Annotated in this window: 24 protein-coding genes; 19 read left to right on the forward strand and 5 right to left on the reverse strand. The window is 73.4% G+C overall.

What is annotated here, in order from left to right; genetic code table 11:
- The 6 genes from E1267_RS44680 to E1267_RS28580 form a co-directional block, all read left to right on the forward strand.
- A partial coding sequence (locus tag E1267_RS44680; RefSeq protein ID WP_165959847.1) for a hypothetical protein occupies positions 1-205 on the forward strand: 205 nt, incomplete at its 5' end.
- 233 nt (positions 206-438) lie between these two features.
- The gene (locus E1267_RS44685) at positions 439-588 is read left to right on the forward strand and encodes a hypothetical protein (protein ID WP_165959848.1); all 150 of its coding nucleotides are present in this window, start codon (positions 439-441) and stop codon (positions 586-588) included.
- A 2-nt stretch (positions 589-590) separates the two neighbouring features.
- On the forward strand, positions 591-1,583 hold the full coding sequence (locus tag E1267_RS28565) for a small ribosomal subunit Rsm22 family protein (RefSeq protein WP_165959849.1): 993 nt from the start codon (positions 591-593) through the stop codon (positions 1,581-1,583).
- A 173-nt stretch (positions 1,584-1,756) separates the two neighbouring features.
- Entirely contained in the window at positions 1,757-2,476 is a 720-nt protein-coding gene (uppS, locus tag E1267_RS28570) for a polyprenyl diphosphate synthase (RefSeq protein ID WP_132336871.1), read from the forward strand.
- Between the two features lie 44 nt (positions 2,477-2,520).
- Complete coding sequence (locus E1267_RS28575) at positions 2,521-3,294, forward strand: GNAT family N-acetyltransferase (RefSeq protein WP_132336832.1); 774 nt, start codon at positions 2,521-2,523, stop codon at positions 3,292-3,294.
- Positions 3,295-3,337: 43 nt separating this feature from the next.
- Complete coding sequence (locus tag E1267_RS28580) at positions 3,338-4,222, forward strand: pentapeptide repeat-containing protein (protein WP_132336834.1); 885 nt, start codon at positions 3,338-3,340, stop codon at positions 4,220-4,222.
- Positions 4,223-4,278: 56 nt separating this feature from the next.
- Here E1267_RS28580 and E1267_RS28585 read toward each other — a convergent pair whose 3' ends face one another.
- Positions 4,279-4,782 carry a MarR family winged helix-turn-helix transcriptional regulator gene (locus E1267_RS28585; RefSeq protein ID WP_132336836.1) on the reverse strand — a complete coding sequence of 168 codons (504 nt, stop codon included), beginning with the start codon at positions 4,780-4,782 and terminating at the stop codon, positions 4,279-4,281.
- 68 nt (positions 4,783-4,850) lie between these two features.
- Here E1267_RS28585 and E1267_RS28590 point away from each other — a divergent pair, with 68 nt between their 5' ends.
- From E1267_RS28590 to E1267_RS28610, 5 genes are all read left to right on the forward strand, one after another.
- On the forward strand, positions 4,851-5,723 hold the full coding sequence (locus E1267_RS28590; protein WP_220449719.1) for an EamA family transporter: 873 nt from the start codon (positions 4,851-4,853) through the stop codon (positions 5,721-5,723).
- A gap of 5 nt (positions 5,724-5,728) precedes the next feature.
- On the forward strand, positions 5,729-5,920 hold the full coding sequence (locus tag E1267_RS45835) for an NAD(P)H-binding protein (RefSeq protein WP_220449720.1): 192 nt from the start codon (positions 5,729-5,731) through the stop codon (positions 5,918-5,920).
- A 44-nt stretch (positions 5,921-5,964) separates the two neighbouring features.
- A complete protein-coding gene (locus E1267_RS28600; protein ID WP_132336840.1) occupies positions 5,965-6,828 on the forward strand; it encodes an SMP-30/gluconolactonase/LRE family protein in 864 nt (287 codons plus the stop codon).
- A gap of 72 nt (positions 6,829-6,900) precedes the next feature.
- Positions 6,901-7,473 carry a TetR/AcrR family transcriptional regulator gene (locus tag E1267_RS28605; RefSeq protein WP_132336842.1) on the forward strand — a complete coding sequence of 191 codons (573 nt, stop codon included), beginning with the start codon at positions 6,901-6,903 and terminating at the stop codon, positions 7,471-7,473.
- A gap of 300 nt (positions 7,474-7,773) precedes the next feature.
- Entirely contained in the window at positions 7,774-8,967 is a 1,194-nt protein-coding gene (locus tag E1267_RS28610; protein WP_132336844.1) for a cytochrome P450 family protein, read from the forward strand.
- 6 nt (positions 8,968-8,973) lie between these two features.
- Here E1267_RS28610 and E1267_RS28615 read toward each other — a convergent pair whose 3' ends face one another.
- The gene (locus E1267_RS28615) at positions 8,974-9,738 is read right to left on the reverse strand and encodes an NAD-dependent epimerase/dehydratase family protein (RefSeq protein WP_165959850.1); all 765 of its coding nucleotides are present in this window, start codon (positions 9,736-9,738) and stop codon (positions 8,974-8,976) included.
- Positions 9,739-9,961: 223 nt separating this feature from the next.
- Here E1267_RS28615 and E1267_RS28620 point away from each other — a divergent pair, with 223 nt between their 5' ends.
- From E1267_RS28620 to E1267_RS28630, 3 genes are all read left to right on the forward strand, one after another.
- Complete coding sequence (locus E1267_RS28620; RefSeq protein ID WP_132336848.1) at positions 9,962-10,771, forward strand: putative protein N(5)-glutamine methyltransferase; 810 nt, start codon at positions 9,962-9,964, stop codon at positions 10,769-10,771.
- A 366-nt stretch (positions 10,772-11,137) separates the two neighbouring features.
- Positions 11,138-12,238: an esterase-like activity of phytase family protein gene (locus E1267_RS28625; RefSeq protein ID WP_132336849.1), complete on the forward strand. Its 1,101-nt coding sequence runs from the start codon at positions 11,138-11,140 to the stop codon at positions 12,236-12,238.
- A gap of 119 nt (positions 12,239-12,357) precedes the next feature.
- The gene (locus tag E1267_RS28630) at positions 12,358-13,245 is read left to right on the forward strand and encodes a universal stress protein (protein WP_132336851.1); all 888 of its coding nucleotides are present in this window, start codon (positions 12,358-12,360) and stop codon (positions 13,243-13,245) included.
- Between the two features lie 9 nt (positions 13,246-13,254).
- Here the strand turns inward: E1267_RS28630 and E1267_RS28635 are convergent, their stop codons facing one another.
- Positions 13,255-16,170 carry a pyridoxamine 5'-phosphate oxidase family protein gene (locus E1267_RS28635; protein ID WP_132336853.1) on the reverse strand — a complete coding sequence of 972 codons (2,916 nt, stop codon included), beginning with the start codon at positions 16,168-16,170 and terminating at the stop codon, positions 13,255-13,257.
- The gene (locus E1267_RS28640; RefSeq protein WP_132336855.1) at positions 16,167-16,919 is read right to left on the reverse strand and encodes an HAD family hydrolase; all 753 of its coding nucleotides are present in this window, start codon (positions 16,917-16,919) and stop codon (positions 16,167-16,169) included. The genes E1267_RS28635 and E1267_RS28640 overlap by 4 nt, the downstream gene beginning before the upstream one ends.
- Positions 16,920-17,101: 182 nt before the next feature.
- Between E1267_RS28640 and E1267_RS28645 the strand changes: the two genes are divergently transcribed.
- The 5 genes from E1267_RS28645 to E1267_RS28665 all read left to right on the forward strand — a co-directional run bounded on the left by E1267_RS28645 (position 17,102) and on the right by E1267_RS28665 (position 24,554).
- Positions 17,102-17,917: a hypothetical protein gene (locus tag E1267_RS28645; protein ID WP_132336857.1), complete on the forward strand. Its 816-nt coding sequence runs from the start codon at positions 17,102-17,104 to the stop codon at positions 17,915-17,917.
- Between the two features lie 139 nt (positions 17,918-18,056).
- Complete coding sequence (locus E1267_RS28650) at positions 18,057-18,644, forward strand: TetR family transcriptional regulator (protein ID WP_132336859.1); 588 nt, start codon at positions 18,057-18,059, stop codon at positions 18,642-18,644.
- A gap of 85 nt (positions 18,645-18,729) precedes the next feature.
- Entirely contained in the window at positions 18,730-19,617 is an 888-nt protein-coding gene (locus E1267_RS28655) for an ABC transporter permease (RefSeq protein WP_132336861.1), read from the forward strand.
- Positions 19,618-19,745: 128 nt separating this feature from the next.
- Positions 19,746-23,612 carry a S8 family serine peptidase gene (locus E1267_RS28660; RefSeq protein WP_132336863.1) on the forward strand — a complete coding sequence of 1,289 codons (3,867 nt, stop codon included), beginning with the start codon at positions 19,746-19,748 and terminating at the stop codon, positions 23,610-23,612.
- A gap of 72 nt (positions 23,613-23,684) precedes the next feature.
- On the forward strand, positions 23,685-24,554 hold the full coding sequence (locus tag E1267_RS28665) for an LLM class F420-dependent oxidoreductase (protein ID WP_132336865.1): 870 nt from the start codon (positions 23,685-23,687) through the stop codon (positions 24,552-24,554).
- 145 nt (positions 24,555-24,699) lie between these two features.
- Here E1267_RS28665 and E1267_RS28670 read toward each other — a convergent pair whose 3' ends face one another.
- Positions 24,700-25,617 carry a TIGR03620 family F420-dependent LLM class oxidoreductase gene (locus E1267_RS28670; protein ID WP_132336867.1) on the reverse strand — a complete coding sequence of 306 codons (918 nt, stop codon included), beginning with the start codon at positions 25,615-25,617 and terminating at the stop codon, positions 24,700-24,702.
- Positions 25,618-25,759: the final 142 nt, after the last annotated feature.

A 25,759-nucleotide genomic window follows, 5' to 3' on the forward strand; every position in this document is an offset into this window, starting at 1 on the left:
GGTGGGGATGACGGGCGGCGCGCTGCTGACCGGCCGCGGGGGCGCGGTCTTCGGCGCCTACTGCGCCGTGTGGGCGGTGCTGCTGTTCCTGGCCACGCGTGACGTACGCCGCAGGCACCACGCGCGGCGGCCGCTCGGCGAGCCGAAAAGCGGTGGCCGTGCCTCCGCCCGCCATCAGAGAATCGGAGGCGCCCGGGAACGGTGACACCGGATGGAGAGGGGTCCGTATGCGCACCTGTGAGCTCATCGCCGCCGCTTCGAGGCGAGGGCACGAGACACCTCACTGACGAGGACCTGCTCATCGGACCGCCGCGCCGGCCGTCCGATGCGGGTCCCCTGCCGGCACGAGGCCGCCGGATTCCCTCCGGCGTCTGAGGCTCCTCGCCTGGAGCGGTCGCACGCGCACACGACCGTTTCCCTCCCGTCCGAGGAGCTCTTTTGCGTGCACTCAGCTCCGCGTGTCCCGGCGCGGACTTCACCATTCCCGGTGACGGCATCCCCGTCATCCACCCGGCCTTCTTCCCGCTCGCCACCGGTGAGGCGCTCGCCGGCCCGGCCCTCGTACCCACCGGGGCGGGGGAGTGGTGAGCGTGTCCCTGCTTCCCCGTGAGCTCAGGGCAGGGCTCGACCGGGAGCTCGCCCGTCACCCGGCGCGTGACCTGGCGGAGGCGGCGGCGCGGCTCAGCGAGCGTTACCGCGCGGGCGCCGCCTCCGGAGGCGTGTACCTGCGCGGCGAGACGGACGTCGCCGCCTACGCCGCGGTGCGCATGCCCGCCACCTACGCCGCGACCGCCGCCGCACTGCGCCGGGCGGCGGTGCCGGGTTTCCTGCCCCGCGGGCATCTCGACGTCGGCGGCGGCACCGGGGCGGCGATCTGGGCGGCGGCCGGCGTCTGGCCGTCCATCGAGCAGGTCACCGTCGTCGAACGCGACCCGCACGCCATCGACCTGGGCCGCCGCCTGGCCCGGACCTCGCCGGCGCTGCGCGGGGCGACGTGGCGGCGGGCGTCCGCCGGCCCCGGTCTCGACCGCCCCGCGGCCGACCTCGTCACCATGGCGTACGCCCTGGGCGAGCTTTCCCCGGAGGACCGTCCGGCGGCCGTGCGCTGGCTGGCCGCGGACGCCGCCATGGTGGTCATCGTCGAGCCCGGCACCCCCGCCGGCTACGCCACCATCGCCGCGGCCCGGGAGGTCCTGGCGGCGAACGGCCTGACCATCGTCGCCCCCTGCCCTCACGACGGGCCCTGTCCGATCCGCCGGGGTGAGGATTGGTGCCACTTCTCGGTACGGCTGCCCCGGAGCGCCCTGCACCGCAGGGTCAAGGCGGGCACTCTCGGCTTCGAGGACGAGAGGTTCTCCTACGTGGCCGCCACGACGACGAGGTGGCCGAGGGCCGGCGCCAGGGTCCTGCGCCACCCGCGCACGCGTAAGGGCATGGTGTCCCTGCGGGTGTGCACGGACGAGGAGTCGGTACGCGACGTGACGGTTTCCAGACGGCAGGGCGGGCTCTACCGGCTGGCCAGGGACACCGGCTGGGGCGACGCCTGGCCGCGTACCGGTGAGGAGGGGGACGAGACGCCCTAGAAGGCGCATCCAAGCGTTCATGGCGCTGACGTTCATGGAGCAGTGAGAGGCAGGTAGCGTCCGGCAATATCAGGAAAGATCCGGTACCAGTCCGTCAGGCACGCCATGCTGGTGGGGTGCAGACGACTGACCTCCTTCACGCCTTTTACGCCCGGCGCCTGCGCCGGCAGGTCATGGCGGGCCCTCTTCCGGGGCACGTCGGCCTGATCATGGACGGCAACCGGCGCTGGGCCAAACAGAAGGGCCTGGCGCACCCGGGCCTCGGCCACAAAGCCGGCGCCGAGCACATCGCCGACGTCCTGTCGTGGTGCGAGGCTCTGGGCATCAAGCATCTGACCGTGTTCCTCTGCTCGACGGAGAACCTCGAGCGCCGCGGCGACGAGGAGGTGACGTCGCTGCTGGGCGTGATCGAGCGCATGGTCGGCGACCAGCTCGACCGGCCCGACGCTCGCTGGCAGGTCCACGTCGCCGGGATGCTCGACACGCTGCCCGACACCACGGCCCGCGCGCTCAAGAGCGCCGTCGAGGCCACCCGTACGTGCGCCACCGGCTTCCACCTCACCCTGGCGATCGGGTACGGCGGCCGCCAGGAGGTCGTCGACGCCCTGCGCGAGCTGCTGTACGAGCGGGCCGAGTCGGGGCAGTCCATGGTGGAGCTGGCCTCGACGCTGACCGTCGACGACATCACCCCGCACCTGTACACCGCCGGGCAGCCCGACCCCGACCTGGTGATCCGCACCAGCGGTGAACAGCGGCTGTCGAACTTCCTGCTCTGGCAGTCGGCCTACTCCGAGCTGTACTTCTGCGAGGCGTACTGGCCGGCCTTCCGCGAGATCGACTTCTTGCGCGCGCTGCGGAGCTTCGCGGCGCGGCAGCGGCGCTACGGCGGCTGACAAACGTGTTGGCCCGGCGCACGCCGAACTGCTGAGCTGTCAGGATGGATCCTGACGAGGTACTGTCCCTGTTCGACCGGCGGCTGCGGCGGGAGGCCCGCCCCGACGGGCCGGGGCGGCGGATCGAGCGGACGGGCGGCGTGGTGCGCCAGACCGGCCCCGCGCACGGCTGGAACGGCGTGCTGTGGTCAGACCTCGACGAGGAGGACGCGGACCCGGCGATCGCCGTGCAGGTGCGGCACTTCGGGTCGCTGGGGCTGGCGTTCGAGTGGAAGCTGTACGCCCACGACCGCCCCGCCGACCTCGGCGACCGGCTGCTGGCCGCCGGGTTCACCGCCGGTCCCGAGGAGACGGTCATGGTGGCCGAGGCCGCCGCGATCGCGGCCGGGCCGCCCGCCGGGCCGGAGGGCGTCCGCCTAATCCCGGTGACCACAGCCGGCGACGTGGAGCTCATGGCCGGCGTGCACGAGCGCGCGTTCGGCACGGACGGCGGCGACCATCTCAGACGGCACCTTCTCGACGGGCTCGCGGCAGGCACGCTCAACGCCGTGCTCGCCCTGGCCGGCGACGTACCGGTCAGCGCGGCGCGGATGGACCTGCACCCCGGCACCGGCTTCGCCGGCCTGTGGGGCGGCGGCACCGTCCCCGGCCGGCGCGGGAGGGGCGTCTACCGCGCGCTGGTCGCCTGGCGTGCCCGGGAGGCGGTCGCGCGCGGCTACACCCACCTGCAGGTGGACGCGTCCAGCCAGAGCCGGCCCATCCTGGAGCGGCTCGGGTTCACGCCGCTCACCACGACGACGCCGTACACACACAGTTGAATAAGGTGAAGCGTCACGTTTCGTCGTACGCGAGGAGCAGCAGTTGCCCGGAACGAACCCGCGTGAGCTCGGCCTGCTGGCCGACTGCGAGAGCTGCTTCGGGCTGTGCTGCGTGGCGCTGCCGTTCTCGGCCTCGGCGGACTTCGCGGCCGACAAGGACGCCGGGCAGCCCTGCCACCACCTGCGCGACGACTTCCGCTGCTCCATCCATGACCGGCTCAGGCAGAGCGGCTTCGCCGGGTGCACGGTCTTCGACTGCTTCGGTGCGGGGCAGAAGGTCTCCCAGGTCACGTTCGAGGGCACGAGCTGGCGGGAGGCGCCGGGGACGGCCCGGCGGATGTACACCGTGTTCCCGGTCATGCGGCAACTGCACGAGCTGCTGTGGTATCTGGCGGAGGCGCTGGCTCTCGACACCGCCCGGCCCCTGCACGCGGAGCTGGCCCAGGCCCTCGCCGACACCGAGCGCCTCACCCTGCTGGGCGCCGGCGAACTGGAGAAGCTCGACGTGGAGGCGGAGCGCGTGCGCGTCAACACGCTGCTGCTGAAGGTCAGCGAGCTGGTCAGGGCCGGGAGAGGCGGCAGGGACCGCAGGGGAGCCGACCTGATCGGAGCCCGTCTGGCCGGGGCCGACCTGCGCGCGGCCAGCCTGCGCGGCGCCTACCTGATCGGGGCCGACCTGAAGGGCGCCGACCTGCGCCAGGCCGACCTCATCGGGGCGGACCTGCGGGGGGCCGACCTGTCGGGCGCCGACCTCACCGGCGCGTTGTTCCTCACCCAGCCCCAGCTCGACTCCGCCAGGGGCGACACCGCGACCCGCCTCCCCGCCGCCCTCACCCGCCCGGCGCACTGGGCGGCCCCTCAGGCACGGGCGTCGCGGCCCCGCACCAGGGGCGGAGGAAGGGCGCGCGGCGCCGGCCGCCGCCGCTGAACCCCGCCCTCCTGCGCGCTCGCGACACGACCGGCCCTTCCTGAGGCGTGCACGCCTCAGGAGGGGCCGGTCGTGTCGCCGAGGGACTCCAGCAGGTCGCGCAAGGTGGCGGCGAGGTCGTCGCGGCGCTCCTTCGGCAGCACGGCCAGCACACGCTGCTCCGTCTCGAGGTGGTGCGGCAGCACCCGGTCGATCAACGTGTGCCCCTCGTCCGTGAGCGTCACGTGGACGCCGCGCCCGTCCGAGTCGCTCGGCGTACGGGTCACCAGGCCGCGCGCCTCCAGGCGGTCGAGCCGCTGCGTGATGGCCCCCGAGGTCACCATGGAAGCGCGCATCAGCTCCGCGGGCGTCAGGCGGTGCGGCGGGTCGCTGCGGCGCAGCGTGGCCAGCACGTCGAAGGAGGCGGAGTCGAGTCCGTGGGCCTCGAAGGTCCGGCGCAGCTCCACGGTGATCAGCCGCGACAGCCGCGACAGGCGGCCGATGATCGCCATGGGGGAGACGTCCAGGTCGGGGCGCTGCGCGGCCCACTGTTCGAGCACGAGGTCGACGTGATCTGACACTGCTCCAGCCTAGCGATGTCTTAGCGGTGAGTTACTTTATCTTAGTGCTAAGGAATCAGTGGGGAATCGTGTTACTGACCGCGTTGACCCCCTCCATCTGGGGGACGACCTACCTCGTCACCACCGAGCTGCTGCCGCCCGACCGGCCCTTGCTGGCGGCGTTGGTCCGGGCCCTGCCCGCCGGCCTGCTCCTCCTGGCGATCACCAGGCGCCTGCCCGAGGGCATCTGGTGGTGGCGTGCGCTGGTGCTGGGGGCGCTGAACATCGGGGTGTTCTTCGCGCTGCTGTTCGTGGGCGCCTACCGGCTGCCGGGCGGGGTGGCCGCGACCGTCGGCGCCATCCAGCCCCTGCTGGTCGCGCTGCTGTCGGCCGGGCTGCTCGCCGAGCGCCTGTCCCTGCGCACCGCGCTGTCGGCCGTGGTGGGCGTGGCGGGGGTCGGGCTGCTCGTGCTGCGCGCCGACGCGCGGCTCGACGCGCTCGGGGTCGCCGCGGCGCTCGGAGGAGCCGCCGTCATGGCCACAGGAGTCGTGCTGAGCAAGCGGTGGCGTTCGCCCGCGCCGCTGCTGGCCACCACCGGATGGCAGCTCGTGGCGGGCGGCCTGCTGCTGCTCCCCGTCGCCCTGCTCGTCGAAGGGCCGCCGCCGGCCACGCTCACCGCCGCCAACCTCGCCGGGTACGCCTACCTCACCGTCATCGGTTCCGCCTTCGCCTACGCCCTGTGGTTCTGGGGTCTGGGACGGCTGACGGCGACCCAGGTGACGTTCCTCGGCCTGCTCAGCCCCGTGGTCGCCACCGCACTCGGCTGGCTGGTGCTCGGCCAGCACCTCACCGCCGCCCAGGCGGTCGGCGCGGTCGTCGTCCTGACCGCGCTCGTCGCCGCCCAGTTCCGCCCCGCCCGGCCGCGGCCGGCGCAGGCCGTTCTGGCGGGAAGGGAAACCTGACGGTCATGCGCATCACCCTCTTCGGCGCCACCGGCGCCGTCGGCAGCAGGACGCCGGCCGAGGCGCTCTGGCGAGGCCACGACGTCACCGCCGTCGTCCGCGACCCCGCACTGCCGGCCGCGGCGCACCCGGGCGCCAAGGTGCGTCGCGGCGACGCGTCGGACCTCGCCGACGTCATCCTCGCCGGCCGCCGTTAGAGTCGTGCACCACGCACCGGGGATCACGACGAGGAGAGCGCCTCATGACCATCGCCGCGTACACCGTGACCGACCCCATCGCCGAGCACGGTGAGGGGCCCGTCTGGTCCAGCCGCTGGGGCGGGCTGCGCTGGGTCGACATGCTCGCCGGCGACGTGCTCGCGCTGGACGCAGGCGGCGGGGTGCGCCGCCGGCACGCCGGGTCGCTGGCCGCCGTCGTACGGCCCCGCGTGTCCGGTGGGTACGTGGTCGCCGCCGAGCGCGAGCTGCTCCTGTCCGGCTCCGACGACCTCGACGCCCCGCTGCGCTCCCTGGGCGAGGCGTGGACCGACCCCTCCGTCCGGATGAACGAGGGCGGCTGCGACCCTGACGGCCGCTTCTACATCGGCAGCATGGCCTACGACGCCGCTCCTGGTCGCGGCTCGCTCTATGTGGCGGGTCCCGGTGGGGAGCTGAGCGTGGTGCTGCCCGGGGTGACGATCTCCAACGGGTTCGATTTCAGCCCCGACGGGAGCCTCGCCTACTACGCCGACACCGCGACCGGCCGCGTGGACGTGCTCGACTACACCCCGGACGGCGGGCTGAGCGGCCGGCGGCCGTTCGCCGTCGTCGACCCCGGCCAGGGCGCGCCCGACGGCCTGACCGTGGACGCCGAGGGCGGGGTGTGGGTGGCGTTGTGGCAGGGCGGGGCCGTGCACCGGTACGACGCGGGCGGCCGGCTCGACGCGGTCATCACCCTGCCCGTACGCAAGGTCACGGCGGTGGCGTTCGGCGGCGACGGCCTCGACCGGCTGTTCATCACGACCTCCGCGCTCGACGTCGACAGGGCCGAGCAGCCGGCCGCGGGCGCCCTGTTCGCCGCCGACCCCGGTGTGCGCGGCCGGCCCGTCCTGTCCGCCGCTCTCTGACCTCCGGTTTGCGTGACCGCGCCGCTCCAGGCTAAAACCTAGGATTCGTAGGCTGACGGACGGGAGGCGGGCATGGCGCGTGCCGGACTGACCGCCGACCGGGTGACGGAGGCGGCGGCCGACCTGGCCGACGTGGTCGGGTTCGACAACGTCACGCTGTCGGCGCTGGCGCGGGGCTTCGGCGTCGCCGACGCGAGCCTCTACTCCCACGTCAGGAACATGCGCGACCTGCGCACCCGCGTGGCCGTGCGCGCCGCTGCCGAACTGGGCGACCGCCTCGCGGCGGCCACCGCGGGCCGGGCGGGCAAGGAGTCGCTGGCCGGGTTCGCCAACGCGTGGCGCGACTTCGCGCGCGAATGCCCCGGCCGCTACCAGGCCACCCAGATGGCCGTCGACCCCGAGGTCGTCGCCGCGTCCCCCGGCCACCAGCGGATCATGGCCATCACCTACGCCCACCTGAGCGCGTACGCGCTGACCGAGCCCGACCTGACCGACGCCATCCGCCTGCTGCGCAGCACGTACCAGGGCTTCTTCGCCATCGAGGCGAGCAGCGGGTTCGACCACCCGCGCGATCTGCAGGCCTCGTGGGAGAAGATCCTCGACGCGCTCGACAGCGCGCTCACGCACTGGCACGTGTCCTCCTAGCCCGCCCCGCCCCGGCCTGTGCCCGGACGGCGTGACGTTGGCGGGGGCGGCGTCCAGCGCTCGCCGGCGGACGGGAAGGGCCGCCCGCGGCCTCGGCCGGATGCCCGTCGCGGGCACCGCCGCCACGTGAGCGGGCGGTGCACGACGAGGCGCCGGCGTGAACGTCGCCCATGGCTTGGACCGCACGGCCCTGCCCTCCGGTTCCCTTCCGCGCGGGATTTCGTGCCCGCGTTGCCGCGTGCCCTGGCATAGGGATACTGTTACCATCGGAATGTTACTATCATCTGAATGGAGTGGGCGATGACCGAGGTGCCTGAGATCGACCTGGCCGGCCCAGCGGTGCTGGCAGACCCGCTCACCGCGTTCTCGGCGGTGCGCGAGGAGTCGCCCGTGGTGCGGCTGACCGCACCCGGGTTCGGGCCGCTCTGGGCCGTCACGCGGCACGCCGAGGCCAGGGCGATGCTGAGCGACCCGCGCCTGGAGACCGGCGACGGCAGCTACCTGCCCTTCGACGTGCCCGAGCACTGCCGGCCCTACATGCGCACGATGTCCGTGCTCAACGGCCCGGAACACTCCCGGCTGCGCCGCCTGGTCGCGCCCGCGTTCACGCCGCGCAAGGCCGCCGCGTTCGGGCCGCGCATGGAGCGGATCGCCGGCCGCCTCCTCGACGAGCTGCCCGGGCACGCCGCCGAGGACGGCGCCATCGACCTGCTGGCCCATTTCGCGCGACCCCTTCCGATCGAGGTGATCTGCGAGCTGGTCGGCATCCCCGCCACCGACCGCCCCCGCTGGCGCGAGTACGGCGCCGCCGTCGCCGCCGGGCACGGCCAGGGCCTGCGGGAGGCCGTCCCGGCCATCATGGAGGGCGCCGCGGCCGCCGTCGCCCGCGGCATCGCCGAGCGCGGCGACGACCTGATCTCCGACCTCGCCGGGATCCTGGAGGAGGACGGTGACGGGCTCAGCGAGGTCGAGCTGGTCACCATGGTCTGGCAGCTGGTCCTGGCCGGGCAGACGCCGACCAACCTCATCGCCAACGCCGTGCACACCCTGCTCGGCCACCCCGGGCAGCTCGCCGCCCTGCGCGCCGGCCCGGAGCTCATGCCGCGCGCCGTAGAGGAGCTGATGCGCTGGTGCGGCCCCCAGCTGCTGACGATCCCGCGCTTCCCCGCCGAGGACGTCGAGATCGGCGGCGTGCCCATCCCCAAGGGGGAGCCGGTCACCGCCGCCATCGCCGCCGTCAACCGCGACCCGCGCGTGTTCGACGATCCCGGCACGTTCGACATCCGGCGGGAGGCGTCCGGTCACCTCGGGTTCGCGCACGGCCCGCACTTCTGCGTCGGAGCCTCGCTGGCCCGGGTGCAGACCGGCGCCGCGCTCGGCGCGCTGCTGCGCCGCTTCCCCGACCTGGCGCTCGCCGGCGACGCCTCCTACACCCCCGACCCGGGCACGCTGCGCCTGGCCTGCCTGCCCGTGAGGCTGGGCCCGGCCGCCTGAAGGCCCTCAGGCCCGCGGGTTGTCCTCGCCGTCGAAGATGCGGCAGATCACCGCCGTGGGCGGTCCGGCGGTGGCCGCGTACGGCTCGCTGTCGTCGCGCGGCTCGTAGCCGAGCTTTCTGGCCGAGGCGAGATCCCAGTGCCGCCGGGTGTTGGCCGACATGCCGAAGTGCACGCTCCACCCCGGGCCGGCCGTCAGCGCCGCCAGCAGCAGCGCTCCCGCGTCCCGGCCGGACAGCCACATGCCCAGGTACCTCGCCTCGTCCAGCGCGTAGCCGGTCGAACCGAGCCGCAGGCACACCACGGAAGCGCCGGTCAGCTCAGCGTGCAGCCGGCCGAGGTTCTCCGTGATGACCTTGCTGAGCCCGTACGCGCAGCAGGGCCGGGGTTCCCACGCCGGGTCCACCGGACGGTGCTCCGGCCGGTTGTACTCGCCCATGGCGTGCACCGTGCTGGCCAGCACCACCCGTGGCACGCCCTGTCCGGCGGCGGCGTCGAGCACGCGGCGGGTGAGCGTCACGTTGGCGCGGTAGGCCTCCTCCCAGGCCGCGTGCGGCCTGGGGTCGCCCGCGAGGTGGACCAGCCCGGACGCCCCGGCCAGTGCCCGCTCGGCCACTCCTGGTTCGGCCAGGTCGGCCACCACGGACTCCTCGCCGGGCAGGGTCGTCCCGGCCACCCGGTCGACGACACGCAGCCGGTGCTCCGCCAGCAGCGCGGGCCGCACCAGGCTGCCCACCCGCCCGAAACCGCCGGTGATCACCACAGGATCCATGCCGTGCCCCGTTCCGCTCTCCACCTCGAATGTAGGCCGGTGGTCGGGGGACGGACAGGACCTTTGCGACACGGATCTGCTACCGTGACCATCCCCGAACGGACCGGCCAGGGAGGCGAGACCCATTACCGCTGTGACAGGCTGGGTGCTCCCCTTCCCCGCCAGGCGGGCCACCGAGACCAGGTGACCGCGGGAGCGCCCATCGGCATCCCGGAAGGCTTCCATGTCTGCGTTTTCGTCACCCGTCCAGACCGCTGAGATCGTCACGAGGCTGCGCGCCGCGGGATGCGTGTTCGCGGAGGACGAGGCGGCATTGCTCTTCTCCACCGCGTCCACCCCCGAGGCCCTGGCCGCCATGGTCGCCAGGCGAGTCGCCGGAGAGCCGCTCGAACACGTGCTGGGCTGGGCGGAGTTCTGTGGCCTGCGCGTCGTCGTCGAGCCGGGGGTGTTCGTGCCCCGGCCGCGCACGGAGTTCCTCGTCCGCAGGGCCGTCGCACTGGCCCGCGCGACCGCCGGCCCGCCCGTGGTTCTCGACCTGTGCTGCGGCACGGGCGCGATGGGCGCCGCCGTCATCGCCCAGCTCGCCGCCGCCGCTGGGGCAGGCGAGGCCGAGGTGCACGCCGCCGACCTCGACCCGGCCGCCGTGCGTTGCGCCCGGCGCAACCTCCCAGGCGCGCACGTCTACGAGGGCGACCTGTTCGAGCCGCTGCCCTCCTCCCTGCGCGGCCGCGTCGACCTGCTCGTCGTCAGCCCGCCGTACGTGCCGTCGGAGTCGATCGGCCTGCTGCCGCCCGAGGCCAGACTGCACGAGCCGCCGATGGCGCTCGACGGAGGCGGCGACGGGCTCGACGTCGCCCGGCGGGTGGTCGCCGAGGCGCCGCGGTGGCTGGCGTCGGGCGGCCACCTGCTGGTCGAGACCAGCGAACGACAGGCGGAGGCCACCGCCGCGGCCCTGGCGGCGGCCGGGCTGCGCGCCCGCGCGGAGTGGTCCGAGGAACTCGACGCCACCGCCGTCATCGGCACCCGCCCCTGACCCCCCGCACACGTGACCGCCGGCCGACGGCGTTGGGGGTCAGGGCCTGCCCGCGGATGATCGGTGGGTCGTCGTCGAAGGACGACCATCGGCGCCCAGCCGTCGGGGCAGATCGTGCAGACCGGGCCCGACGCCGTGAAGACGCCGCCGGGCGCGTGCACCGACAGCACGGGAAATGTCAGGCAAAAGCCCAGAATAAAGGAATTCCCCTGAATACTGAGGCGACCTTCGATTGTGTCGTCCGTGGACTTCCCCGGTGATCCGCGATTTCATGTCCTCCGTCGATTTCGCTCGACGGCCAGGGGAAATACGGGGGATCATATGGGTCGTACGCGGAAAATCATACAAATAACCATCACCTTCGCGATGGTGGTGAGCGTCGCGCCGCCCGCGGCCGCCCGGAGCGCGCCGCCGGAGGTCCGGATCACACGTTTCCTGGGCGAGCAGCGGGTGCCGCACCTGGTGCAGTTCGCGGGGACCACCGTGGGCGGTCTGTCCGGCATCGACCGCGACCCCCGCACCGACACGTGGTATTTCATCTCCGACGACCGGTGGCGCTACAACCCCGCCCGCTACTACACCGGGCGGCTCGACATCGACCGCCGGTCGGGCGCCTTTCACGGTGTGCGCCTGACGGGGGTGACGACGATGTTGCGGGCCGACGGGTCACCGTACCCCGCCTACGGCAGGCCGGGGTCGGCCGACCCGGAGTCCATCAGATACGACCGGTGGAACCGGCGGCTGCTCTGGGGCGACGAAGGGGACCGCCCCGACACCCGCAATCCCGATATTCCGCTTTCACCCCCGGCGGTGCGCTCGATGGACCTCCGCGGCCGCCACACCAACGTCCTGCCGTTGCCGGCCAACCTGCGGCTCACCACGGCCGACCGGGGGCCCCGGCGCAACTCCGGCTTCGAAGGCCTGGCCGTCTCCAGGCGTACGATCACCGCCGTGACCGAGGGCCCGCGCTACGAGGACGGTCAGCCGCCGACGGCCGAGCGCGGCGCGCCCGCGCGGCTGACCGTCTGGAGCCGCCAGGGCGTCCTGCGCGGCCAGTACGCCTACCCGCTCGACCCGCTGCCCGCCGCGCCCGTCCCCGCGTCCGGGCAGTCGGACACCGGCGTGTCGGAGCTGCTGCCCATCGGCGGGTCCCGCTTCCTGGCACTGGAGCGCTCCTGGGTCGAGGGCACCGGCTACCGCGCCAAGATCTACGAGATCGACCTGGGCGGCGCCACCAACGTGCTCGGCACGGCCGCGCTGGCGAGCGGGGGCCCGTACCGCGCGGTGACCAAGCGCCTGGTCTTCGACCTGGGCGCCTTCCGGCCTCCGGTGCAGAACTGGGAGGGCCTGGCCTGGGGGCCGCGCCTCGCCGGCGGCGAGTGCACGCTCGTGGTCGCCTCCGACGACAACTTCGACGAGCGCGAGTCGACCAACTTCCTGGTGTTCGGCGCGACCGGCTGCCGCTGACGCCCCTGCCTCGCTCGGCCCCCTCGGCCTGGCCCGGCCGTGGAAGGCCGCTGAGGTGGATGACCACCCGCTCCGGGGTAGCTGTGCGGAACAGAGGCAGGGGAGACGGGAGGGCCGCGATGAGCGCAGCGATCGTGGTCGGGATCGACGGGGCGGACCGGGCCTGGACCGCGCTGGCGTGGGCCGCGGACGACGCCGCGCGGCGCGGCCGGCCGCTGCGGATCGTGCATGTACGCGAGCCGTGGCAGCCCGAACGGCCGCTGGCGGGCACGCGCCTGACGCTCAGCGAACGCAACGAGGCGCTGCTGTCGGACGCCGTCGAGCGGGTACGCACCGTCGCACCCGAGGTGGAGACGACGGCCGTGCTCGTCACCGGCGCGGTGGTCGAACGGCTGCGCACCGAGGGCGCCGACGCCGACAGTCTGGTGCTGGGCAGCAGGGGACGCAGCGCGGCCGCCGGGCTGATGCTGGGCTCCACCGGTTTCGCGCTGGCCGGTCACGTACGCTGCCCGGTGGTGATCGTGCACGAGCCGCCCGGCCCTGCGCGCGGCGAGATCGTGGTGGGATACGACGGATCCGCCGACGCCGAGGCGGCCCTGGCGTACGGGCTGGAGCAGGCGGACGCGCGCGGCGCCCGGGTCCGGGTGGTGTACGGCCGGCAGGTGCCCGTGTTGTCGCCTCATCCCGTGGGATACGGGCCGCTGCCGGGAGCCGATCTCGGCCGGCAGCTGGAGGCGGCGATGGCGCCGTGGCGGGAGATGTACCCGGACGTGCCGATCGAGGACTCCTTCGTCGACCGGCACCCGGTCACCGCGCTGGTACGCGCCTCCAGCGGGGCCGACCTGGCGGTGGTCGGGTCGCGCGGGCTGAGCAGGCTCACCGCGACGGTGCTCGGCACGGTGAGTCACGGCGTGCTCCAGCGGGCCCACTGCCCCGTCGCCGTGGTGCGCGCCCCCTGGCGCCCGTCGTCCCAGCCCCCCGATCGTCAAGGTGGCGGGCACGCGTGATGCCACGGTTCACGCGGTCTGCACGCCGTGGATGCGGCGGCCCGTGATCTGCCGCGGCGTGATGCGGACGTAGAGGTGCCGCTCGCCGCCCGCCCACGGGATGACGCCTGAGCCCGCCGCGTCGGCCACCTCCTCCGCCGGCACGTGGTGGGCGGGACCCTGCACCAGGACGCTCCAGCCTTCGCGGTTGACCTCGTCGATCCGGTCGATCTCGAACGCGATCACGATGTCGACCCCCTCCACGCCGCTGCGCAGGTCCTGGTCCATGGCGCCGCCGGTCGCGGTGCGGAAGACGATGTCGCCCTCGTGCAGCTTGTAGTTGACGGGCAGCACCGTCGGCCCGTGCGAGCCGTTGAACGCCACCCGCCCGATTCCGCCGGACTCGATCAGCCGCAGGCACTCCTCCCGGTCCAGCGCTTCCAGGGTGGGATGGGCCATGGCAAGGCCGTGGCCGGGCGGACGGTCCTGGCCGCCGCCGAGCAGCTCCTCGACCGTGGTCTGCAGGGCGTCCGCCAGGCGGTAGATGGCGCCGGTGTCCGGCGTGTCGGCGTGCTCTTCCAGATATTCCATGTACCCGGGCGACATGTCTGCCTTGTCGGCGACCTGTTCACGGGTCAGGCCGAGACGTTCGCGGTGATGAATGATGCGCCGCCCGAAATCGCCGGTGCCTGTCATGATCACTTCTCCTCGCCCATAGATGCGGCGCGCGGTGCCGTTGATGCGCGCCTCGCGATGGTCGGCGTCGACGAAGATCTGGCGCCCGTGGTAACGCAGCGGCATGCACACCAGGCCGAGCCGGTCGGGCACCTGCGGGTCCAGGCGCAGCCGCCCGCCCCGTTCCAGCTCAAGGCCCAGGTAGCAGCTCTGCAGCAGGTCCAGCGTGCCGCCCATGGCGCCCAGGTGGATGCCCTCCGCCGTCGTGCCTCCCTGCACGTCCTCGATGTCGCCCGTGAGGGCCTCGATGAAGAACTCCCAGGACTGCTCCGGGTTGCGGCGGGCCAGGATCCAGGCGTGCACGACGGCGCTGAGCGTGGAGCCGTGGCTGGTGCGCCGCAGGTAGTAGGAGATCGTCCTCTCGATCAGGTCCGGGTCGGGCGCGTAGCCGAGCCGTTCCAGGATGCCGGTCAGCTCCTCGTCGCTCAGCAGGTAGCAGAGCATGAGCGTGTCGGCCTGCTTGGAGGCCTGGTAACGGTTGACGTCGTCGCCGTCGGCCTCCAGCGCCCGGTCCAGCCGGCGCACGCCGCCGTAGCGGTCCCAGTCGAGCTCCCGCAGCTCCCCGTACCCCGTGAACTGGCTGATGACGCCGTCGTGGAAGTCGACCCGCATACGGCGGCCGACGTCGGCCCAGTGGGCCAGCTCGGCGGCCGGAGGCGCCAGGTGCGGCGCCAGCACGGCGGTCTCGCGGGCGCGCTCCATCAGCCACACGGTCATGATGTTGGTATAGGCGTTGTTCGCCAGCCCGGGCTCGTCCGCGTCCGGGTAGGCGTCGTGATACTCGTCGGGGCCCATGACGCCGCGGATCTCGTAGCGGCCGTCGCGCGGCTCGGCCAGCGAGCCGAAGAACCTGGCGATGTCGAGCAGCAGCTCGGCGCACCACGGCGGCATCGAGCCGGTGGCCAGGTAGTGGTGCCACACGTTGTAGGCGATGGCCAGGCCGACGTGCCGCTGGCGATGGGAGTTGTCCGGCAGCCAGCGGCCGGAGGCGGGATTGAGGTGCAGCGTCTGCGTCTCCTCGCGCCCGTCGCTGCCGCTCTGCCACGGGAACATCGCGCCCTCGTACCCGGCCTCCGCGGCGGCGTCCCTGGCCTCGGGCAGACGCCGCCAGCGGTAGCGCAGCAGGCCGATCGAGATCTCGGGGAAGCGCAGGTTCAGCCACGGCTCCACGAACAGCTCGTCCCAGAACACGTGCCCCCGGTACGCCTCACCGTGCAGCCCCCGGGCGGGCACCCCGGCGTCGAGGTCGGCGGTGTGCGGGGAGAGCGTCTGCAACAGATGGAAGATGTGCACGTGGACGAGCCGCGAGAGCTCGGCGCCGCCCGCGTCGAGCCGGGCCCGCCGCCACAGGCACTGCCACGCCGCCACGTGGCGGTCCAGCAGCTCGTCGAAGCGCGGCGCGCGGCGCACCTGACGCAGGGCCGACGAGCGGGGGTCATGGATGGCGGGATCGCGCGAGCTGGTCAGAGCCACGGTCTTCGTGAGCCGGGCCGGCTCGCCCTCGGCCAGGTCGAGCACGTGGTCGGAGGTGATGTGGTCGCCGCACAACGCTGGCCGCGCGGCCAGCCCGTCGCCGTCGGTCCGCGAGGCCAGCGTCACCATGACGCGCGAGTTGCGCGTGGTCACGGTCAGCCAGGCCAGGCCGTCGTCCGCGCCGGTCTCGTGCCCGGTGAGATGGTCGCCGCGCAGGTCGCGGTAGCGGGCCACACCGGAGTTGGTCACCCGCCCGTCCAGCGTGCAGCGCACCCGCATCGGCCCCGACCAGTTCTCCGCGGTGAACGTGGTCTCCAGCGCGGCCAGCATGGGGTCGGCCATGGACACCAGACGGCGCTGGCGTACGTACGTCACCCTGCCCGCGCCGTCGCGCCAGCGCAGCTCCCGCGTCAGCACGCCGTGCCGCAGATCCAGCTCGTGCCGGTAGAGCAGCAGCTCGGCCTCCTCCGGCCGGAACCAGCCGGACTCCGGCGTGGCGAACGTCAGCGGCAGCCAGTCGGGCAGGTTGACGATGTCCTCGTTGGTCACCGTACGGCCGGCCACGACCGAGTCGAGCCGGTCGTAACAGCCCGCCAGGTACGTGCCCGGCGCGCGCGGCCGCCCGTCGGGAGTGGCGCCCCGCGTCGCGAACCGGCCGTTGCCGAGCGTGCACAGTGCCTCGCGCAGCCCTTCGCCGGCGGGATCGAAACCCTCGTAGACGAGCGTCCAGGCGTTCATCGCCGTCCCACCGGCACCCGTCCCGACACGCTCGCGTCGCCCAGGTCGGCCACCACCACGTCGGCTCCGGCCGCGCGCATGGCCGCCTCCTGCGAGCCGCTCCTGTCCACGGCGACGATCCCCCCGAACCCGCCCTTGCGGCCGGCCTCGACCCCGGGCAGCGCGTCCTCCACGACCGCCACCTCGGCCGGGGGCACCCGCAGGCGGCGGGCCGCCTCCAGGAACATCGCGGGATCCGGCTTGCCCGGCAACCCCAGCTCGGCCAAGTCGTTGCCGTCGACCAGCGCGTCGAACAGGTGCAGCAGCCCCGCGGACGCCACGACCGCGCGGCAGTGTCTGCTCGCCGACACCACCGCGGTACGGGCCCCGCGCCGCCGCAACTCGTGCAGCAGCGCGACGGTCGAGGGGAACGCGGCCACGCCGTGCTTGTCGGTCTGCTCCACGAACAGCGCGTCCTTGGCCAGCCCCATCCCGTGGACGGTCGGCGCCCCCGGCTCGTCGTCCGGGCCGCCCTCAGGCAGCGTGACGCCGCGCGAGGCGAGGAACGTACGCACCCCGTCGAGCCGCGGCCGCCCGTCCACGTACGCCAGGTAGTCGGCGCGGATGTCGAACGGCTCCGCGCCCCGGCCCCGCAGGAAGGCGTCGAACACGTGCTTCCACGCGGCCGCGTGCACCCGGGCCGTGTCGGTGACCACGCCGTCCGTGTCGAAGACCACCGCGCGGAGTTTGCTCAGGTCGAAGGTGGACATGTCAGGACGCCTACCCGCGTACGGCCCGGACAGCCCTGACCGTACGTCCCGGCTTCGTCCCTGCCCCGCACGAGGTCCCCGTACGGACTCACCGCGAGGGCGTCCACACGGATTTCGCCCGGTCAGAAGCCGTCCGGGGTACCTTGGGTTCGCCACCGTGAGCGCTGTCGCAGGAGGTCCGCATGAAGGTGATCCGCGTGCTGACGTCCCTCCTGGCGGCGCTCGGACTCGCCGTCGCCGGCTGCGGCGGCGGGGCCGGCCCGGAGACGAGGGCCACCGGGCAGCCCTCGACGCCACCTTCGACGTCCGCGGGGCCCACCGGCCCGCCCAGCCCGTCCGCCTCGACCCCGGGCCCCGGCACGCCCGCGCCGGGCGAGTCCCTCGTCGCGGGCCGCTACCAACCGCTGTGGCCGTTCTCCACCCAGGAGGAGGCGGAGGGATGGCGGCGCGCCCACGGAGAGGACGGCGGCCGGGCCTGGCACCTCGACGCCGCCCGCACCGCGCTCGCCTTCACCCGCGACTACCTCGGCTTCACCGAGATCGACCGGGCCGTCAAGATCTCCGAGGAGGGCGCGCACGCGCGCGTGCACGTCGGCTACCGCAGCCAGGAGGGCGACAGGCCGGCGGTCGCCGCCGTCGTGCACCTCGTGAGATACGGCTCGGGCGAGGACGCGCCGTGGGAGGTCGTCGGCACGGACGACACCTCGTTCACGCTGACGAGACCCGCGTACGGCGCGGCCGTGAGCTCGCCGCTCACCGTGGGCGGGCGCATCTCGGGCGTGGACGAGAGCATCACCGTCCACGTGCGCCGGCCCGGGACGGACGCCCCGCTGGGCGAGCGGTGCTGCGTGCCCGCGGGCGGCGAGAAGGCTCCCTGGTCGGCCACGGTCGACTTCACGGCCACACCGGGCGGGACGCTCACCGTCGTGGCCTCCACGGGGGGTCACGTGGCGACGGTCGAGCGCTTCGCGGTGACGGGCGTCAGCGTCACGTCGTAGCTGGAGACACCAGACGATCCGGTACCCGTCGGTGGAGATCTCGCTCGTGGAGAGCGACCCGGTCGCATGGCGGTCCTGCCCCACATGACCCACCTCACCGAGTAATCTGAATGGCCGTTCATTGACCAGCGGAGGCGTCATGGGCAGGCCGCGTACGACCAGCGACGAGGCGATCCTGTGGGCCACCGCGCGCGCGATCGGCCGCCACGGGCCGCAGAGCCTCACCCTGGCCGCGGTCGCCCGCGAGGCCGGCCTGTCCCCGGCCACGCTGGTGCAGCGGTTCGGCTCCAAGCGCGGCCTGCTGCTCGCGCTCGCCGGGCAGGCGGCGCAGAACGCGGCGCGGCCGTTCGAGCGCGCCCGGCAGGAGCACGCGTCGCCGTTGGAGGCGCTGCGGGCCGCCGTGGCCGCCCTGGCGGAAACCGTGGCCACGCCGCGGGAGCTGGCCAACAGCCTCGGCTTCCTGCAACTCGACCTGACCGATCCCGACTTCCGCGGGCACGCCGCCGAGCACGCCCGCCGCACGCGGGAGGAGATGGCCGCGCTGCTGGCCGAGGCGGTGGCGGCGGGAGAGCTCACGGGCGGGACGGACGTCGCCAGGCTGGCCCGCGCGGTGCAGGTGACCTACAACGGCGTGCTCATCCTGTGGGCGCTGACCGGCGAGGGCTTCCTCGCCGACGCCATGCGCGACGCGCTCGACGAGACGCTGCGCCCCTGGAGCAACGCCTGACCGACCCTCCGCCGGAAAGCTGGACCGGCGTGCCGTACTTCGGGGGATGGTCAGGGGTGAACGCACATCGGTCAACGAGGGAGCCATGAGCCACGCGGAGAACGGCCCGCCGGAGTCGCTGGAGGCGCTCGCCAGGAGGCACGGCCTGCGTCCCGCCGTGCCGCGGCCTCCGTTCCCCCTCTACCTGCGCCTGCTGTGGCAGCGGCGGCACTTCATCCTCACCTACGCCACCTCCAGGAACGTCTCGAAATACTCCGGCTCGGCGCTGGGGCAACTCTGGCAGGTCATCACCCCGCTGCTCAACGCCGCGATCTATTACGTGATGTTCGGGCTCATCCTGGGCGCGGGCCGGGGCATCGACAATTATCCGATCTTCCTGCTGACCGGCATGTTCGTCTTCACGTACACACAGCGGACCGCCACCGCGGGCGCCAAGTCGATCTCCGGCAACCTGTCGCTGATCCGCGCCCTGCACTTCCCCCGGGCCGCGCTGCCGCTGGCGTACACGATCCAGGAACTGCAGCAGCTGGCCTTCTCCATGGGCGTGCTGCTGCTCATCGTGGTCGCCACCGGCGAGCCGCTGACGTGGTACTGGCTGATGATCCCGGTCGTGCTGGCGTTGCAGAGCGTCTTCAACGTCGGGGCCGGGCTGATCCTGGCCCGGTTGGGCGCCTGGCTGCGCGACCTCAACCAGCTGCTGCCGTTCATCATGCGCACGTGGTTGTACGCGTCCGGGGTGTTCTTCGCCATCCACGACAAGGTGGTCGGCACCGCGGGGCTGCCCGAGTGGGTGGCGACCGCGATGTACCTGAACCCGGCGGCCTCCTACATCGAGTGGATGCGGGACATCCTCATGGCGGAGCACACGCCGCCGCCGACGGCGCCGGTGGCCTGCGCGGTCTGGGCGGTGCTGGCGCTCGTGATCGGAGGCTGGTACTTCTGGCGGGCCGAGGACCGGTACGGGCGGGGCTGATCCGGGCGATTCGGTATACCCAAAATTGGCTCGCGCCGGCAGAAGGCGCTGACGGTGCTGGTACAAGAGAGGCGAACCCGATCTTCTGGCGTGGGAGCGTTCCCACCGGTAGCTGAAGAGAGAACCCCTTGCACCACCAGCACCTGAGATTCCCGGCGCTCTTAGCCGGCGCCGCACTCGTCCTCGCCCTCGCCGCGAGCCCCGGGCACGCCGGCGCCTCCGGCCAGGCCCCTGTCACGAGCGCTGTCACGAGCGCTGCCACCAGCACTGCCACGAGCACCGGCACCGTCACGAGCTCCGCCGCACCCATCGCCATCACGCTGATCACCGGTGACGTCGTCACGTACACGCCGGTCAAGGACGGCGTCCCCAAGATCTCCATCGAGGAGGCCGCCCGCCCCGACGGCGCACAGGTCACCTTCGCGACCCTGCCGGCCAGGAACGGCGGCTGGCTGGTCCTGCCGTCCGACGCCGCGCCGCTGGTCTCCGCGGGAACCCTGGACGAGACGCTGTTCGACGTCGCCACGCTGGCGCGCGAGGGCCGCACCGACCGCATCCCCCTGCTGGTCACCTACCGGGGTGAGCCTGCCGCGTCCGCGCTGTCACCGGCCGCGGTGGCCCTGGCCGGGGCCACGGACGTGCGCCCGCTGCCCAGCATCGACGGGGCCGCGCTCACCGTGCGGCCGTCCGACGCGGCACGGTTCTGGAACGGCTTCCGCGGCGAGCGGCCCGCGCTGGAAAGGTCGGCGGGCGGCATCGCCAAGATCTGGCTCGACCGGCAGGTCACCGCGTCGCTCGACAAGAGCGTGCCGCTCGTCGGCGCGCCCGCCGGCTGGGAGAAGGGCCTCGACGGCACCGGCGCCAAGGTCGCCGTGCTCGACACGGGCATCGACGCCGAGCACCCGGACCTCGCCGGCAAGATCACCGCCAGCGAGAACTTCACCACGTCCTCGGACATCACCGACAAGAAGGGCCACGGCACTCACGTCGCCTCCATCATCGCGGGCTCGGGCAGTGCGTCGGGCGGGACGTACAAGGGTGTCGCGCCCGGCGCCTCCCTGCTGATCGGCAAGGTGCTCGGCGACAACGGCAGGGGCGACTGGTCGTGGGCCATCGCCGGCATGGAGTGGGCCGCCCTGCAGGGCGCCGACGTGGTCAACCTGAGCCTGGGCAGCTGCTGCGGCGACGGCACCGACCCGATGAGCCAGGCCGTCGACGAGCTGACCAGGGCGCACGGCACGTTGTTCGTCGCCGCCGCGGGCAACGCCGGGGAGACGCTCACGGTCGACACCCCCGCCGCCGCGGACCTTGCCGTCGCCGTTGGCTCGGTGGACAAGGACACCGGCACGTCGCTGAGCGGCTTCACCAGCAAGGGGCCGCGGCTGTACGACGCGGCCGTCAAGCCGAACGTCGTCGCCCCCGGCGACGGCATCGTGGCCGCACGCTCCTCCACCTCCTCCGGGAAGCCGCACCCGGGCAACGAGCGCTACACCGCCGGCTCCGGCACCTCCATGGCCACTCCGCACGTGGCCGGCGCCGCGGCGATCCTGGCGCAGCAGCACCCCGGCTGGAGCGCCGCCGAACTGCGCGACGCGCTGACCTCCACCGCCGTGCGCGACGACGGCCACAACTGGTACGAGCAGGGCAGCGGCCGGGTCGACGTGGCCCGCGCGGTCAGCCGGCAGGTGTTCGCGACCTGGGCCGTCGACTTCCGCGTGCTCTCCGGCGAGCCCGCGACGCGGCAGGTCACGTACCGCAACACCGGGAGCGAGGACATCACCCTGGCCGTCGAGCCCGTGACGCGCGGCTGGAGCGGCAGGCCCGCGCCCGAAGGGGCGGTGCGCCTCGGTGCGAGGACCGTCACCGTGCCCGCGAACGGCTCGGCCACCGTCGACGTCACCGTCGACCCGGCCAAGGGGGAGGCCGGCGCGTACGGCGGCTGGATCACCGCGAGCGGCGGCGGCGGCGCCGAGCTTGTCACGCCGTTCAGCTACTACACCGGCCTGCCCACGCACCAGCTGACCGTCTCGCTGATCAACTCCTACGGCGTCAAGGAGTTCGGCAGCGGTGTCGCCGGCACCGAGCCGACCGTCTACTTCATCCCGATGAAGCGGAAGGTCAGCGCCGAGGACCCGTTCTACCCGGCCGGCTACTACACCGCCCGCACAGACGCCCAGGGTCACCGGCAGGTGCCGCTGCCCGCGGGCGAGTACGAGGTCGTCACGGTGATCAACGACGCGTTCACCGCCAACCGCTCCAGCATGGTCATCGGGACCGTCACGCTCGACGGCGACAGGACCCTCACCCTGGACGCCCGCGACACCGTGCCGGTCGAACCGGTCACCAAGGAGAAGACGGAGGGCGACGGGAGACTCTGGTACATCCGCACGTTCACCGACCGCGGCAACCCCGTCTCCGTGTACGCCGGCGGCGCCACTGGCCAGGACCACTACGTCACCCCGGTCCGCAAGGTCGCGGCCGGCGAGATGCGGCTGTCCCACGGGTGGCGGCTCGACCCCGCCGCGCTGGCCTCCGCGACCGCGGGGCGGCTCCGGCTCGACCCCGTCTACGACGTCACCGACATGCACGCCGCCCTGACCGAGGACCGCACCCTCCGCGTCGTGTCCGTGGGGCAGGGCCGGGAGGCCGACTTCGAGGGCGTCGACGTGGCGGGCAAGCTCGTCCTGGCCGGGGTGCCGCTCGCCGACGGCTCCATGCCGTACCGCACCGCGGCCGGCGCGATGAACCAGGCCGCCAAGCTCGCCGCCGAGCGCGGCGCCGCCGGGTTCGCCGGGTACCTCGACGTCGACGGCGGCAGGGCCAGGACTCCGTACTCCACCGAGCAGTTCCTCGGGCTGGGGCTCAGCGCCGAACAGGGCCGCGCGCTGCGCGCCGCCGTGGACGCGCGGCCCGTCTCCGTGCGCCTGGAACCGGACGACGGGGGAGCGGTGTACCGCCTGCGTTACGACGAGCGCGGCCGGATCCCCGCCAAGCCCCACAAGGCGGACACGCGCGACCTCGTGCGGATCGACGCCCAGTACCACGCCGACCAGCCGGGCACCCCCGGCCGCGAGTACGGCAAGTCCGTCACGGACGAGGGGCTCGGCGAGATCGGGTACGGCCAGCCGGTCACCATGCCGCTGGCCCGCACCGAGTACTTCGGCCCGGTGGACGACAAGGTCACCTGGACCCGCGAGATCTCCAACCAGAGCCTGAGGCTGCACGCCAGTGACCGCTTCACCCGGCACGACAAGCGTCGGGGCGAGCACTGGTTCAAGGCCCCCCTGACGCCCGGCGCGGCCGAGCAGCCGAGGGACCACCCGGCCGGCCTGCCGTGCGTGATGTGCCGCGACGGTGACCGGTTCGTGCCGCTCGACCGGTGGTCCGACTCCGATCCGCGCCACTTCACCAGCCCCGGCGTGGCCGAGGTCAAGTCCGCGCCGCGGTTGTTCGCGGGCGAGCAGGAGATCCCGGTGCAGGGCCGTGCGCCCCGGTCCTTCGCCGTCCCGGAGGGGAGCGCGACGTACCGGCTGGAGAGCGTCGACACGACCAAGCGCACCCTGTCGCCAGAGGTGAGCACCGCGTGGTCGTTCGCCTCGTCGCCGCCGTCCGGCACGCCGCGCGGGACGGCCTGCTCGTACGGGCCGTCGTGCGCGGTCCAGCCGGCGATCCTGCTCGGCTACGACCTCCCGCTCGACCTGCTGAACCGGGCACGGGCCGGGCTGCCCTTCACCTTCGAGATCGCGGCGGGCCCGCACGACTCGATCCCGAGGAAGCACGCGGTCAAGCGGCTCACGGCCGAGTACTCCGTCGACGACGGCGCCACCTGGCTGCCGGTGCTCACCGGGAAACGCGGCCAGGACCGTTACCAGGCCCTGGTGATGCATCCGCCGCTCCGCGCCACCAGCGGGTACGTTTCCCTGCGGGTCACCGCCTCGAACAAGGCGGGGGCCACGGTCACGCAGACCATCAAGCGGGCGTACGCGCTGAAGTGACCGCTCCCCGGGGGCGGCCGCCGGCGCCGCACCCGCGCGATGGCACCCTTTGATGTCGAACAGGAGCCATGCATGCGAATCGGTGTCGTCTTTCCGCAGACCGAGATGAGCGGGGACGTGGGCGCGGTGCGCGCCTACGGGCAGGCAGTGGAGGAGCTCGGATTCAGGCACGTGATGGCCTACGATCACGTGGTCGGCGCCGACCCCGCTGTGCACCAGGGCTGGCAGGGGCCCTACGACCTGCGGAGCACGTTCCACGAGCCCATGGTGCTGTTCGGTTATCTCGCCGCGCTGACCACGCTCGAACTGGTCTCCGGCATCATCATCCTGCCCCAGCGGCAGACGGTCCTGGCGGCCAAGCAGGCGGCCGAGGTCGACCTGCTCACCGCCGGCCGTTTCCGGCTGGGCGTGGGGCTGGGCTGGAACCAGGTCGAGTACGAAGCCCTCGGCCAGAACTTCACCACCCGGGGCAGGCGCATGGAGGAGCAGGTCGCGCTGATGCGCCGGTTGTGGACGGAGGAGTCGGTCACGTTCGAGGGCGCCTTCGACCGGGTGACCGGGGCGGGCCTGGCGCCGCTGCCGGTGAGCAGGCCGATCCCCCTCTGGTTCGGCGCGCAGTCGCCCCCGGCCTACCGCCGCGCCGGCCGGCTGGCCGACGGGTGGTTCCCGCAGATGTCTCCCGGCCCGAAGCTGGACGAGGCGAGAGCCATCGTCGAGGAGGCGGCCACGCAGGCGGGGCGCGACCCCGCCGGCCTCGGCATGGAGGGCCGGGTCAGCTGGACGGGCGACGCCGACGAGCTGGGCGCGCTGGCCGGCCGGTGGCGGGAGGCCGGAGCCACGCACCTGGCCGTCAGCACCATGAAAGCGGGGCTGGGCTCGGTCGACGAGCACATCGCCGCCCTGGCGAGCGCGGCCGTCACACTCGGACTGCGCGGAAGCTGAGCCCATCGCGTCGCCGGACCCGGCTCAACGGCCGGGCCCGGCGACGCGGTCCACGGCGACGCGGTCCCCGGCCGGGCACGGCACGGTCCCCGGCCGGGCAGGTCGAGCCGGTGCCGCGTACGGACGCGACCGTCGTCCGGTCCGGTCAGATCGAGGCCAGACCGGCGCCGACCAGGAAGCGCAGGTGCTCCAGCAGGTCGTCGGGGGTGGCGGCGAGCGGCTGGACGCAGACGTGGTCGGCGCCCGCCTCGAGGTGGTCGCGTACCCTCTCGATGATCGTTTCCGGGTCGCCCCACGCGACGATGGCGTCGACCAGCGCGTCGCTGCCGCCGCCCGTGACGTCGTCCTCGCTCCAGCCCAGGTCGAGCAGGTTGTTCACGTAGTTCGGCAGGCCGAGGTAGATCGACATGAAACGGCGGGCGATCTGCCGCGCCCGCTCCGGATCGGTGTCGAGCACGACCGTCTGCTCCGGCGCCAGCACGGGGTCGGGGCCGAGGACGGCGCGGGCCCGCGCGGTGTGCTCCACGGGCACGAAGTAGGGGTGCGCCCCCTGCGTGCGCTGCGCGGCCAGCTCCAGCATCCGGGGGCGCAGCGCCGCCAGCAGGCGCGGCGGCGGCGCGGGCAGCGGGGCGCTGTACTGGGTCGCGTCCATGGCGTCGAGATAGTCGCGCATCGCCGACACCGGCCTGCCGTAGTCATGGCCGCGCATCTCCACGGCGGGCGCGTGGCTCACGCCGAGCCCGAGCACGAACCGTCCGCCGTACGCCTCGGCGAGCGCGTTCGAGCCGTTCGCGGCGGCGGTGGCGTCGCGGCCCCAGATGCTGGCGATCCCGGTCGCGATCATCACGCTCTGGGTGGCGTCGAGCAGCAACGCGGCATGGACCAGCGACTCCTTGCCCGCCGGGGTCTCACCGAACCACAACGTCCCGAAACCCAGGCTCTCGATCTCGGCCGCCGCGTCGCGTTCCACCGGGGCCGACTCCGAGGTCAGCGTGGCGTTCCAGACGCCTACCCGCCCCATGCGCCGCTTCAGCGCCGCCACGTCGATGCTCGCCTCCGGCATCGCAGTCACCACCTTGGTCGTCAGCTGTCACCCAGGGCCACGATATGCGGCCTATCGTCCGCGTAGCGCAAGGTCCGCTTCATGACTTGCCGCGTTCCCTGCCATCCGTACGCGACGGCCCGCCCCGGCGCCGGAGGCGGGC

It is taken from the genome of Nonomuraea longispora (assembly GCF_004348345.1).
Taxonomy (GTDB): domain Bacteria; phylum Actinomycetota; class Actinomycetes; order Streptosporangiales; family Streptosporangiaceae; genus Nonomuraea; species Nonomuraea longispora.